General features: G+C 67.0%; 11 protein-coding genes. 7 read left to right on the top strand and 4 right to left on the bottom strand.

The features are described from left to right. Window positions 1-15: 15 nt before the first annotated feature. Entirely contained in the window at window positions 16-1,854 is a 1,839-nt protein-coding gene (gene atzF / locus QEP15_RS19865) for an allophanate hydrolase (RefSeq protein ID WP_280147914.1), read from the bottom strand. Between the two features lie 369 nt (window positions 1,855-2,223). Between atzF and urtA the strand changes: the two genes are divergently transcribed. The 7 genes from urtA (at window position 2,224) to QEP15_RS19900 (ending at window position 9,045) form a co-directional block, all read left to right on the top strand. Then, on the top strand, window positions 2,224-3,477 hold the full coding sequence (gene urtA, locus QEP15_RS19870; protein WP_217618360.1) for an urea ABC transporter substrate-binding protein: 1,254 nt from the start codon (window positions 2,224-2,226) through the stop codon (window positions 3,475-3,477). A gap of 25 nt (window positions 3,478-3,502) precedes the next feature. Next, complete coding sequence (urtB, locus tag QEP15_RS19875; protein WP_280147915.1) at window positions 3,503-5,134, top strand: urea ABC transporter permease subunit UrtB; 1,632 nt, start codon at window positions 3,503-3,505, stop codon at window positions 5,132-5,134. Next, a complete protein-coding gene (gene urtC / locus QEP15_RS19880; RefSeq protein WP_217618362.1) occupies window positions 5,131-6,258 on the top strand; it encodes an urea ABC transporter permease subunit UrtC in 1,128 nt (375 codons plus the stop codon). The genes urtB and urtC overlap by 4 nt, the downstream gene beginning before the upstream one ends. Next, window positions 6,255-7,094 carry an urea ABC transporter ATP-binding protein UrtD gene (gene urtD, locus QEP15_RS19885; protein ID WP_062838708.1) on the top strand — a complete coding sequence of 280 codons (840 nt, stop codon included), beginning with the start codon at window positions 6,255-6,257 and terminating at the stop codon, window positions 7,092-7,094. The genes urtC and urtD overlap by 4 nt, the downstream gene beginning before the upstream one ends. Window positions 7,095-7,096: 2 nt before the next feature. Then, entirely contained in the window at window positions 7,097-7,795 is a 699-nt protein-coding gene (gene urtE, locus QEP15_RS19890; RefSeq protein ID WP_152382350.1) for an urea ABC transporter ATP-binding subunit UrtE, read from the top strand. A 124-nt stretch (window positions 7,796-7,919) separates the two neighbouring features. Next, window positions 7,920-8,348, top strand: coding sequence for an arsenate reductase (glutaredoxin) (arsC, locus tag QEP15_RS19895; RefSeq protein WP_063952080.1), 429 nt, complete (start codon window positions 7,920-7,922; stop codon window positions 8,346-8,348). Between the two features lie 178 nt (window positions 8,349-8,526). Continuing rightward, window positions 8,527-9,045, top strand: coding sequence for an undecaprenyl-diphosphatase (locus QEP15_RS19900; RefSeq protein WP_280147916.1), 519 nt, complete (start codon window positions 8,527-8,529; stop codon window positions 9,043-9,045). Between the two features lie 36 nt (window positions 9,046-9,081). On the opposite strand, the gene QEP15_RS19905 is transcribed toward QEP15_RS19900, so the two are convergent. The 3 genes from QEP15_RS19905 to ogt form a co-directional block, all read right to left on the bottom strand. Next, on the bottom strand, window positions 9,082-10,062 hold the full coding sequence (locus tag QEP15_RS19905; protein ID WP_056326439.1) for a Bug family tripartite tricarboxylate transporter substrate binding protein: 981 nt from the start codon (window positions 10,060-10,062) through the stop codon (window positions 9,082-9,084). A gap of 96 nt (window positions 10,063-10,158) precedes the next feature. After that, window positions 10,159-11,244: a tartrate dehydrogenase gene (locus QEP15_RS19910; protein WP_152382353.1), complete on the bottom strand. Its 1,086-nt coding sequence runs from the start codon at window positions 11,242-11,244 to the stop codon at window positions 10,159-10,161. An 85-nt stretch (window positions 11,245-11,329) separates the two neighbouring features. Next, window positions 11,330-11,896: a methylated-DNA--[protein]-cysteine S-methyltransferase gene (gene ogt, locus QEP15_RS19915; protein WP_280147917.1), complete on the bottom strand. Its 567-nt coding sequence runs from the start codon at window positions 11,894-11,896 to the stop codon at window positions 11,330-11,332. Window positions 11,897-12,022 lie beyond the last annotated feature (126 nt).

Here is a 12,022-nt window from a genome sequence, read left to right on the forward strand (position 1 = left end):
CTGGGGTGAGGCGGGTTATCGGGTGGCGGCGTTCAGGCTGGCCAGGTAGGCGCGCCAGCCGCCGAATTCGGTGATGTCCCGCGCCCCGTCCAGGCCGCGCGGTTCGCAGATGAAGCCCTTGACCAGGCGCCCGTCGGCCAGCTCCAGCGTGCCGATGCCCAGCGGCGCGGGAACCTCGGCCACGAACGCGCCAAAGGCCGTCACGGGCACGTCCCACAGCTCGACTTCGATGGCGGCGCCGCTGTCCATCTTCACCAGACCCGGCTTGGGCGGCGTGGTGTTGGCCAGCGCGAAGAGCCGGTAGTCTCCAGCCGTTAAGGTCTTCTCCACGAACACCGCGTGGCGCGAGGTGAGCTGATGATTCAGCGGCATGCCGGTCAGGTGGGCGCCCACCACCGCGACGCGCACGGTGTCCGCGGACGGCGCGCCATCGGCCGCCAGCGCGGGCAGCGGCGCGCCCGTCGCGCCCAGCGGCAGTCCGCGGCGCGCCTGCCATTGCCTGCCGAACTGCGCCAGCGCGCGGTCCTGCCACGCCAATCCGATCAGCGTGATGCCCGAGGGCAGGCCATCGGCGCGCATGCCGGCGGGCACCGCCAGCGCGGACAGGTCGGCCAGGTTGGCGAAGTTGGTATAGACACCCAGGCGGGAATTGAGCGTGACGGGGTCCGCTTCCAGCTGGGCGATCGTGTAGATAGAAGGCGAGGTCGGCACGACCAGCGCGTCAAAGCCTTCGAGCGCGCGGTGAATCTGGCGGGTCAGCTCGGCGCGGCGGTACTCGGCCTTGAACGCGTCCAGCGCGCTGTAGTTCGCGGCCTGCTCGACGATGCCGCGCACGACCGGATTGATGGCGTCGGGGTTCTCGTTCCACAACGCCTGGACCGCGGCAAAGCGCTCGGCCACCCACGGTCCCTGGTACAGCAATGCCGCCAGTTCGCTGAACGGCGCGAAGTCGATGGCTTCGACCTGGGCGCCATCGGCGCGCAGCGCGCGCACGGCGTCGTCGAACACGGCGGCGGCTTGCGTGTCGCCAAAGAATTCCAGCGACGCCGGCACGGCCAGCCGCGGCGCCTTGGGCCACGGGCGCGCCGCGCCCGCCGGCACGCTGCGCGAATAGGGATCGGCGTCGTCATACCCGCCCGCCACCTGCGCGACCTTGTCGGCGTCGTCCACGGTCAGTGCGAAGATCGACACGCAGTCCAGCGTGCGGCATGCCGGCACCACGCCCGCGGTGCTGAGCCAGCCCTTGGTGGGCTTGAGCCCGACGATATTGTTGAAGCCCGCCGGCACGCGGCCCGAGCCCGCCGTATCCGTGCCCAACGAGAACGCCGCGATGCCGCGCGCGACCACCGACGCGGAGCCGGAACTGGAGCCGCCGCTTACGTAATCGGGATTGAACGTGTTGGCCACGGCGCCGTGCGGCGAGCGCGTTCCCACCAGGCCGGTCGCAAACTGGTCCAGATTGGTCTTGCCGATAAGGATGGCGCCGGCTGCGCGCAGGCGGCGCACGACGGTCGCGTCTTCTTGCGGCGTGTAGGCGAACGCGGGGCACGCCGCGGTGGTGGGCCAGCCCGCCGCATCGATGTTGTCCTTGATGGCAAACGGCACGCCATACAGCGGCAGGCGCGAGATGTCGCCGCCCGCCGCGGCCAGCAAGAGACGCAGGCCGTCGAGCTGCTCATCGAGCTGGACGCGGTCCACGCGCCGGATCCAGGCGTTGTCCTTGTCTGTGTTATCGCAGGGCTCGGCGGCGTAGCTGGCCAACAGCGCCTCGGGCTGCGCCCCGCCGCGATAGGCGGCCTGCCATTGCGCGATGGTCCAACCGGCGGGTTGCTTCTGCGTTGCTGCGGCATTCATGCTGGAATCCTTTCTTGTATACAAGTACGGATTCCCAAGCAATCTGCGTGCCATGTTGGCGGCGCGTGGCGCTTTCCCTCTGACGCGCGGCCAGACCGCACGCAAGCCGCCGATGCCGGTCCCCGCATCGGCCCGTGCGCCGCACCGGGATCGGGCGCATCGCGCACCGGTTTTGTGCAGACGGCACCGTTCTGAACGCACGCGCGCCACGCCCCGGCCGCCACGCGCCTTCGCGTAAACCCACCCCCTTCATACAGCAGCGGGAAGCGTTGCCAGCACTTGGCACACGTTTTGCTTTTGACTCCTGTGCGACTGCTTTTTCTGAACGTTCTCGCCGGCCCGGCCGGCCTATTCCATCCAGGAGTCACCATGAAACGCAGACTAGCCCTTAAGCAACTGACCGCCGTGAGCCTGTTGGCCATGACCGGATGGATGCCGCAGGTTCACGCCGCCGAGGACACCATCAAGGTCGGCATCCTGCATTCGCTCTCGGGCACCATGGCCATCTCGGAAACGTCGCTCAAGGACGTGGCCCTGATGACCATCGACGAGATCAACGCCAACGGCGGCGTGATGGGCAAGAAGCTCGAAGCCGTGGTCGTCGACCCCGCGTCGAACTGGCCGCTGTTCGCCGAGAAGTCGCGCCAGCTCCTGTCGCAGGACAAGGTGGCCGTGGTCTTCGGCTGCTGGACCTCGGTATCGCGCAAGTCGGTGCTGCCGGTGTTCAAGGAACTGAACGGCCTGCTGTTCTACCCCGTGCAATACGAAGGCGAAGAGCTGGAAAAGAACGTGTTCTACACGGGCGCCGCGCCCAACCAGCAAGCCATTCCCGCCGTCGAATACGTGATGAGCGAAGACGGCGGCGGCGCCAAGCGCTTCGTGCTGCTGGGCACCGACTACGTCTACCCCCGCACCACCAACAAGATCCTGCGCGCCTTCCTGCATTCCAAGGGCGTGAAGGACAGCGACATCGACGAGGTCTACACCCCGTTCGGCCATTCCGACTACCAGACCATCGTCGCCAACATCAAGAAGTTCGCCACCGGCGGCAAGACCGCGGTCATCTCCACGATCAACGGCGACTCGAACGTGCCCTTCTACAAGGAACTGGGCAACGCGGGGCTGAAGGCCACCGATGTGCCGGTCGTCGCGTTCTCGGTGGGCGAAGAGGAATTGCGCGGCGTGGACACCAAGCCGCTGGTCGGCCACCTGGCCGCCTGGAACTACTTCCAGTCCGTCAAGAACCCCGTCAACGACGCGTTCATTGCCAAGTGGAAGGCCTACGCCAAGGCCAAGAACCTGCCCAACGCCAACACCGTCGTGACGAACGATCCGATGGAAGCCACCTACATCGGCATCCACATGTGGAAGCAGGCCGTCGAACAGGCCAAGACGACCGACGTCGACAAGGTGATCGCGGCGATGGGCGGCCAGAAGTTCAACGCGCCGGACGGCTACACCATCGAGATGGACAAGACCAACCACCACCTGCACAAGCCCGTCTACATCGGTGAGATCAAGGCGGACGGCCAGTTCAGCGTGGTCTGGAAGAGCAAGGGCCCGATCCGTGCCCAGCCGTGGAGCCCGTACATCCCGGGCAACGAAGGCAAGCAAGGCCTGTAGTCTCAACATCAAGGAAAAGGCAGCCATGCGCATCGCGGCAATCGCACACTTCTTGCGTCGTTTCCTTCTGGCATGGCTGCTGGCCGTGCCGGCGCTGGCCGCACCCGCGGCCGCCGCCGGCGTGGACCCCGCCCTGCTTGCGCCGCTGGCCGGCGACGACACCGACGCCAGGCTGCAAGCGATTGCCGCGCTGGGCCAACTGCCCGATCCGGGCGCCGCGGCGGTGCTGCAGGCGCTGGGTAGCGACCAGCTCTACGCCACCGCCGACGGCCGCGTGCTGATCGGCACGAGCGGCACGCGCGCCACCGATCCGTCCACGGGCACGGCCGTGGACCTGCCTGCGGATGCGGGCACGATTTCCATCAATAATCGCCTGCGCCGCGCCATCGAGGCCGCGTTGGCGGGATCGCGTCTGTTCTCCGACGACGCCAACGAACGGCTCGCCGCGGCCCGGCGGCTGCAGCAGACGGGTGACCCCGCGCGCCTGCCCATGCTGGAAAAGGCGCTGACGGCGGAAAAGAACGAGGCCGTGCGCGCTGCGCTGCTGATCGCGCAGGCCAATCTGGAACTGAAAAGCGAAGACCCCGCCAAGCGCCGCCACGCCGTGCAAGTGCTGGGCGACACCCAGAACGCCGCGTTCCGGCCCACGCTGGCCGCCCTGACGCAGGAGCGCGATGGCACGTACGCAGAACCCGATGCCGGCGTGCGCGAGGCGGCGGCCAACGCGGTCAAGCAGATCGACCGGCACCTGGCCACGATCGAATGGGCGGGCAATCTGTTTTACGGCGTCAGCCTGGGCAGCGTGCTGCTGCTGGCGGCGCTGGGTCTTGCCATCACCTTCGGCCTGATGGGCGTCATCAACATGGCGCACGGCGAGCTGCTGATGATCGGCGCCTACGTGACGTATGTGGTGCAGACGCTCTTTCGCGCGTGGCTGCCGGGCTGGCTGGACTGGTATGTGGTGGCCGCACTGCCGCTCGCGTTCGTCGTGACGGCGCTGGTTGGCATGGCGCTGGAGCGCACCGTGATCCGCTGGCTGTATGGCCGTCCGCTGGAGACGCTGCTGGCCACCTGGGGCATCAGTCTGATGCTGATGCAGGGCGTGCGGTCGCTCTTCGGCGCGCAGAACGTGGAGGTCGGCAATCCCAGCTGGATGTCGGGCGGCGTGACCGTGCTGGGCGGGCTGGTGCTGACGTACAACCGGATCGTCATCATCGGCTTCGCATTCTTTGTGGTCTTTCTGGTGTGGGCGCTCTTGAACCACACGCGGCTGGGCCTCTTTGTGCGCGCCATCACGCAGAACCGGCGGATGGCTGACTGCGTGGGCGTGCCGACCGGCCGCATCGACATGCTGGCCTTCGGCCTGGGCTCGGGCATCGCCGGGCTGGCGGGCGTGGCGCTCTCGCAGCTGGGCAACGTGGGGCCCGACCTGGGCCGCGGCTACATCGTGGACTCGTTCATGGTGGTGGTGCTGGGCGGCGTGGGCCAGCTGGCCGGCACGGTCATCGCCGCGCTGGGCCTGGGCGGCGTGAATAAATTCCTGGAGCCTTACGCGGGAGCTGTCATGGCCAAGATCACCATCCTGGTGCTCATCGTGCTGTTCGTCCAAAAGCGGCCGCAAGGCCTGTTCGCCCCCAAGGGCCGGAGCGTCGAATGAAACAGACCGCGCTGACCGACCTGAACCTGCTGGCGCGCCGCCCGCTCTTCTCGAGCCGGGTGTGGGCCGCGCTGGCTGCGGGTGTTGTCCTGCTGGCCCTCCTGCCGCTGATGAATCTGTGGTTTCCGCCGGGCCATACGCTGCACGTGTCGGCCTATGCCGTGGCGTTGCTGGGCAAGTTCATGTGCTACGCCATGGCGGCGCTGGCGCTGGACCTGGTGTGGGGCTATGCGGGCATTCTGTCGCTGGGTCATGGCCTGTTCTTCGCGCTGGGCGGCTATGCGCACGGCATGTACCTGATGCGCGCCATCGGCCGCGACGGCGTCTACCAGAGCGACCTGCCCGACTTCATGGTGTTCCTGGACTGGAAGACCTACCCCTGGTATTGGTCCTTCACCGAGCACTTCTGGTACGCGATGCTGCTGGTGGTGCTGGTGCCCGGCGTGCTGGCGTTCGTGTTCGGCTACTTTGCGTTCCGTTCGCGCATCAAGGGCGTGTACTTCTCGATCATCACGCAGGCGCTGACCTTTGCCGCGATGCTGCTGTTCTTTCGAAACGACACGGGATTTGGCGGCAACAACGGCTTTACCGACTTCAAGCGCATCCTGGGCTTTGACATCACCGCGCCGGGCACGCGCGCCACGCTTTACTGGGTGACGCTTGCCGCGCTGGCCGGCGCGCTGATCCTGGCGCGCGCGGTCACGCAAAGCAAGCTGGGGCGCGTGCTGACCGCCGTGCGCGACGCCGAGAGCCGCGTGCGGTTCATCGGCTACGACCCGCTGGGCTTCAAGCTGTTCGTGTGGACGCTGTCGGCCGTGCTGTGCGGCATCGCGGGCGCGCTGTACGTGCCGCAGGTGGGCATCATCAACCCGGGCGAAATGTCCACCGAGAACTCCATCGAAATGGTGATCTGGGTGGCCACGGGCGGACGCGGCACGCTGATCGGTCCCATCATCGGCGCGGGCGCCGTCAACGGACTGAAGACCTGGTTCACCAGCGTGCTGCCGGAATATTGGTTGTACGCGCTGGGTCTCATCTTCGTGCTGGTGACCCTGTTCCTGCCCACCGGCATCGTCGGTCTTGCCCGCCGCATCGCGGCCCGCATCCAGGAGAAGAAGGCATGACCACCACGCACACCGAATCGGCCATGCTGGACGGCGGCCCCAGCGGCGACGCCGGCTACGGCCGCGTCAGCCCCAAGGGCCTGGACACCAGCCACGGCGCGATCCTGTACCTGGAAGGCATCACGGTCAGCTTCGACGGCTTCAAGGCGCTGAACGACCTGACGCTGGACATCGGCGTGGGCGAGCTGCGCTGCATCATCGGTCCCAATGGCGCGGGCAAGACCACGATGATGGACGTGATCACCGGCAAGACCCGGCCCACGTCCGGCACGGCCTATTTTGGCCAGAGCATCGACCTGACCACGCTGAGCGAGGCGCAGATCGCGCACGCCGGCATCGGCCGCAAGTTCCAGCGCCCCACGGTGTTCGAGCAGCACACCGTGTTCGAGAACCTGGAGCTGGCCATGAAGACGGACAAGCGCGTGCGCCCCACCCTGTTCTCGCGGCTGACCAGCGAACAGGCCGACCGGATCGGCGAGACACTGGACCTGATCCGGCTGCGGCCCGAGGTCTGGCGCCCCGCGGGCCTGCTGTCGCACGGGCAGAAGCAGTGGCTGGAGATCGGCATGCTGCTGATGCAGGAACCGCAGCTGCTGCTGCTGGACGAACCCGTGGCGGGCATGACCGACGCCGAAACCGAACGCACCGGCGAACTCTTGAACGAACTGCGGGGCCGCCATTCCCTGATGGTGGTGGAACACGACATGGACTTCGTCAACCAGATCGCCGGCGACGGCAAGGTCACCGTGCTGCACGAAGGGTCCGTGCTGGCCGAGGGGCCGATGAGCCGCGTGCAGGCCGACCCGCGCGTGATCGAAGTCTATCTGGGGCGCTGAAAATGCTGGACGTAAGCACGATCGACCAATACTACGGCGGCAGCCACACCCTGCGCGGCGTGTCGCTGGCGGTGCGCCAAGGCGAATGCCTGGCGCTGCTGGGCCGCAATGGCGTGGGCAAGACGACACTGCTCAAGTGCGTGATGGGCGTGCTGCCCGTGGCGCGCGGCGGCATCACGTTCGACGGCGCCGACATTACCCGCCTGGCGCCGCACCAGCGCGCCGCGCGCGGCATGGCGTATGTGCCGCAGGGCCGCGACATCTTTGCGCGGCTGACGGTGGAAGAGAACATCCTGATGGGCATGGCGACCAAGCCCGCGGCCCGGGCCCGCCGCATCAAGGAAGAAATCTTCGAGCTGTTTCCCGTGCTGAAAAGCATGCTGTCGCGGCGGGGCGGCGACCTGTCGGGCGGGCAACAGCAGCAGCTGGCCATCGCGCGGGCGCTGGTGGCCGAGCCCAAGCTCATCATCCTGGACGAGCCCACGGAAGGCATCCAGCCATCCATCATCAAGGACATCGCGCGCGTTATCCACATGCTGCGCCAGCGCGGCGACATCGCGATCCTGCTGTGCGAACAGTATTTCGACTTCGCGCGCGAATTGGCCGACCAGTTCGTGGTGCTGTCGCGCGGCGAGGTGGTGGCCCGCGGCGGGCGCGACACGATCGACGGCGAGGACGTGCGGCGGCATCTATCGGTTTGAGGGGCGTCGCGGCGCTCATCGTTTGGCGCCGCGGATGGACTATGCTCCGGGTCTGCCAGTGCGCATTTGCATCACGCATTGGCATCGCGCATTGGCATTACGCAACACCCGAACAGGAGCTCTCATGTCCGACGTCACCATCTACCACAACCCCAAGTGCGGCACCTCGCGCAACACGCTGGGCCTGATCCGCAACGCAGGCATCGAGCCGCAGGTCGTGCTGTACCTGGAAACGCCGCCTTCGCGCGACACGCTCAAGGCGCTGTTCAAGCAGGCTGGCATCAGCGTGCGCGATGCGCTGCGCGAAAAGGGCACGCCGTATGCGGAACTGGGTCTGGACGACACGTCGCTGTCGGATGACGCGCTGCTCGATGCGATCGAACAGCATCCCATTCTTTTGAACCGCCCCTTCGTGTCGACGCCGCTGGGCGCCAAGCTGTGCCGGCCGTGCGAAGGGGTGTTGGACATTCTTCCGTCCCCGCAACAAGGCGCGTTCGCCAAGGAAAGCGGCGAGCCCGTCATCGACGCGCAAGGCAATCGCATCCAGAAGTAAAAACGGCCGCATCGAAGCGCTTTGCAAGGGATCTGACGGGTACGGTCATTACCATCGCGGCAACCGAATTATTACGCCGCGATGACGTGTCATGGACTTCCTGGAAAGCCTCAATCAGTCCCTTTTTCTTTCGATCAATGCCGACCCCGCCACGCCCGCGTGGCGGATCCACGCCGCTATGTTTTTGGCAAACAAGCTCATCCTGCTGGTTCCGGGCGTCATGGCCGCCGTGTGGCTGTGGGGCAGACAAGCCCAGCGCAGCCTGATGCTCAAGGCGCTGGCCAGCGTCGCCGTGGCCCTGGGGCTCAGCTACGTGTGCGGCGCGCTATGGCCGCATCCGCGTCCCTTCGTGATCGGCCTGGGCCACGTCTTCTTCGCCCACAAGCCCACATCGTCGTTCCCCAGCAATCACACGATCATCATCGCCGCCTTCGCCTTCGCGCTGATCCTGGACCGGCGCTGGGCGGGATGGGGCTGGCTCGCGTTGGCGGGCGCCTTGCTGGTGGGGACGTCGCGCGTGTATCTCGGTGTGCATTTCCCGCTGGATATCGTGGGCGGGATGCTGCTGGCGCCCCTGGCGGCGGCCATCACGGTGCCGGTGTGGCAACGCGCGGGCGAACCGCTGACGGGCGTGGCGCAGGTGGTGTACCGCAAGGTGCTGGCCCTGCCGATTGCGCGCGGATGGATCCGGGCGTAACGGGGGCCGCGACAGCCGTCGCGGCCCCCCTGCCGCTTAATTGATCGCGACCTTGGCTTCCTTGACCAGCTTCGCGTAATTGGTGGTGTCGGCGCCGATGCGCGCCTTCATTTCGGCGGGCGTGTCGCCGATCGGCACCGCGCCGATCTCGGCCATGCGCCGCGTGAAGTCCGGCGAATGGATGATCTTCACCATCTCGGCATTGAGCCGGTCTACCACGTCCTTGGGCGCCGCCGCGGGCGCCAGCACGCCGAACCACGTGCCCATGTTGAACGGCTTCAAGCCCGCCTCTTCCATTGTCGGCACGTCCGGCAGGGCGGCCGAACGCTGGTTGGTGGTCACGGCCAGCGCGCGCAGCTTGCCGCTCTGGATGTGCGCAAGTACCGGGGTGATGGTGTCGAACGACATGTCGATCTGTCCGCCCAGCAGGTCGGTCGTCAGCGGCCCGCTGCCCTTGTACGGCACATGCAACAGCTGCACGTTGCCCGCGCGCTCGAATTGCGCGCCGATCAGGTGCTGGCCCGTGCCCATGCCGTTGGACCCGTAGGTCAGCTTGCCGGGCGAGGCCTGCGCCAGCTTCAGCAGCGAAGCCACGTCCTTGGCCGGCAGTTTGGGATTGACGACCAGCACATTCGGCACGAGCGCCACGGTGGTGACCGGTGCGAAGTCCTTCTGGAAGTCGTAGTTCAGGTTCTTGTACACGCTGGTGGCGATGGTGTGATGCACCGCGCCCATCAGCAGCGTGTAGCCGTCCGGCGCGGCCTTGGCCACGTAGTCGGCGCCCAGCGTCGACCCCGCCCCCGGCTTGTTCTCCACCACCACCGGCTGACCCAGACTTTTGGCTAGCTCCTGCCCCAGTGCGCGCGCCAGCACATCCGTCGTGCCGCCGGCCGGAAACGGCACGACGAGGTTCACCGGGCGCGTCGGATAGGACTGCGCCTGCGCGCCGCCCGCGAATGAAACGCCGATCAGGCAGGCGAACGCCAAGGCGCGCGCCGTCATCGCTTTCTTTTGCATGAGTTGTCTCCTGACTACGAATGAGCTTCGCTTGTTGTTGTGTTGCCCGGTGCGGGCGTCGGATCTGATGTCCTCGTACCTGCACCCGGAATCCCGCTACGCCGCCTTGGCCTGTGCCGATTCGGACAGCTTTTTGCAGACCGCCTTGGTCACCTGCTCGGTCGTCGCGCGGCCGCCCAGGTCGCCGGTGTGCAGCGCGGGATCGGCGGTGACGCTTTCGATGGCCTGCATCAGCCGTGCAGCCGCTTCGGTTTCGCCCAGGTGCTCCAGCAGCATCACCACCGACCAGAAGGTTCCGACCGGATTGGCCAGGCCCTTGCCCATGATGTCGAAGGCCGAGCCGTGGATGGGTTCGAACATGGACGGATAGCGGCGTTCGGGATCGATGTTGCCGGTGGGCGCGATGCCCAGGCTGCCGGCCAGCGCCGCCGCCAGGTCGCTCAGGATGTCGGCGTGCAGGTTGGTGGCAACGATGGTGTCCAGCGACGCAGGTCGGTTGACCATGCGCGCGGTGGCCGCATCGACCAGCTCCTTGTCCCAGGTCACGTCCGGAAACTCGCGGCTGACCTGCACGGCGATCTCGTCCCACATCACCATGGCATGGCGCTGCGCATTGGACTTGGTGACGACGGTCAACAGCTTGCGCGGCCGCGACTGCGCCAGCTTGAACGCAAAGCGCAGGATGCGCTCGACGCCGGCGCGCGTCATGATCGATACGTCGGTCGCGGCCTCGATGGGATGGCCCTGATGCACGCGGCCGCCCACGCCGGAGTATTCGCCTTCGGAGTTCTCGCGCACGATCACCCAGTTCAGCTGTTCGGGCGTGCAGCGCTTGAGCGGCGCGTCGATGCCCGGCAGGATGCGCGTGGGACGCACGTTCGCGTACTGATCAAAGCCCTGGCAGATCTTCAGGCGCAGGCCCCACAGCGTGATGTGATCGGCGATGTCCGGGTCGCCCGCCGAACCGAACAGGATCGCGTCCTTGTCGCGCAGCGCGTCCAGCCCGTCGGCCGGCATCATGACGCCATGCTTGCGGTAATAGTCCCCGCCCCAGTCGAAATCCTGGAACTCGAAACGCAGCCCGCCCTGGGCCGCCAGTTCCTGCATGACGCGCTGCCCGGCGGGAATCACTTCCTTGCCGATGCCGTCGCCGGGGATGGTTGCAATGCGATAGGTCTTCATGGTGCCAGCGCTCCGTGCGGGGTGAATGCTGCTGGCACTTTACCGAGCGCGGCGCGTGGCGCACGCGCCCAGATTCACAACATTTTCAACCTGAAGTTGAAAGTGCCCACGCGGCCGCGGCCGACGGTTGCGCGCTGCGCCAGCCGGCCTCGTGCGCCAGCAGCCAGCGCTTGCGGGCCAGGCCGCCGCCGTACCCGGTCAGCGCGGCGTTGGCACCGATCACGCGGTGGCACGGAATCACGATGCCCACCGGATTGGCGCCATTGGCCAGCCCGACCGCGCGCACCGCCGTGGGCCGCGCGATCCGCGCCGCAAGCGTGCCGTAGCTGATGGTGCAGCCGCCGTCGATGCCGCGCAGCGCGCGCCAGACCTGCTGCTGGAACGGCGTGCCGCCAAAGGCGACCGGAAGCGCCGAGATGGCGTCCACATCGCCGTCGAAATACGCTTGCAGCGCGCGGCTAGCCTGCGAGGGCTGCGCGGCGCTCTGCAGTTGCACCGCGCCCCGGCCATACTGGCGCTGCAACAGCAGGTGCATGCGGGACTCGTAGTCTTCCCAGTCCACAGCGCGCAGGTGGTCCTGCGCATCCGTCAGCACGAGCATCCGGCCGATGGGCGTGGACACGCGTTCGAGCAGAAAGGTGTGTACCGGCATGATGCCGCTCCGCAAAGGTGTGCAAGCCGCCAATATAGACCTGCCGCCAGACCGTGCGCTGGCGGTTTTCGGACAGCTGTGTGACATTCACATCCCCGTCCGAAATCCGCTAGATCTTGTCCGCCC

The organism is Achromobacter mucicolens, assembly GCF_029866465.1.
Taxonomy (GTDB): domain Bacteria; phylum Pseudomonadota; class Gammaproteobacteria; order Burkholderiales; family Burkholderiaceae_B; genus Achromobacter; species Achromobacter mucicolens.

What these genes read in the sequence shown, in the direction of transcription:
- atzF (WP_280147914.1), bottom strand. Translation starts at nt 1,854, where the DNA reads ATGAATGCCGCAGCAACGCAGAAGCAACCCGCCGGTTGGACCATCGCG.
- urtB (WP_280147915.1), top strand. Translation starts at nt 3,503, where the DNA reads ATGCGCATCGCGGCAATCGCACACTTCTTGCGTCGTTTCCTTCTGGCA.
- ogt (WP_280147917.1), bottom strand. Translation starts at nt 11,896, where the DNA reads ATGCCGGTACACACCTTTCTGCTCGAACGCGTGTCCACGCCCATCGGC.
- QEP15_RS19905 (WP_056326439.1), bottom strand. Translation starts at nt 10,062, where the DNA reads ATGCAAAAGAAAGCGATGACGGCGCGCGCCTTGGCGTTCGCCTGCCTG.
- urtE (WP_152382350.1), top strand. Translation starts at nt 7,097, where the DNA reads ATGCTGGACGTAAGCACGATCGACCAATACTACGGCGGCAGCCACACC.
- QEP15_RS19900 (WP_280147916.1), top strand. Translation starts at nt 8,527, where the DNA reads ATGTTTTTGGCAAACAAGCTCATCCTGCTGGTTCCGGGCGTCATGGCC.
- urtD (WP_062838708.1), top strand. Translation starts at nt 6,255, where the DNA reads ATGACCACCACGCACACCGAATCGGCCATGCTGGACGGCGGCCCCAGC.
- QEP15_RS19910 (WP_152382353.1), bottom strand. Translation starts at nt 11,244, where the DNA reads ATGAAGACCTATCGCATTGCAACCATCCCCGGCGACGGCATCGGCAAG.
- urtC (WP_217618362.1), top strand. Translation starts at nt 5,131, where the DNA reads ATGAAACAGACCGCGCTGACCGACCTGAACCTGCTGGCGCGCCGCCCG.
- urtA (WP_217618360.1), top strand. Translation starts at nt 2,224, where the DNA reads ATGAAACGCAGACTAGCCCTTAAGCAACTGACCGCCGTGAGCCTGTTG.
- arsC (WP_063952080.1), top strand. Translation starts at nt 7,920, where the DNA reads ATGTCCGACGTCACCATCTACCACAACCCCAAGTGCGGCACCTCGCGC.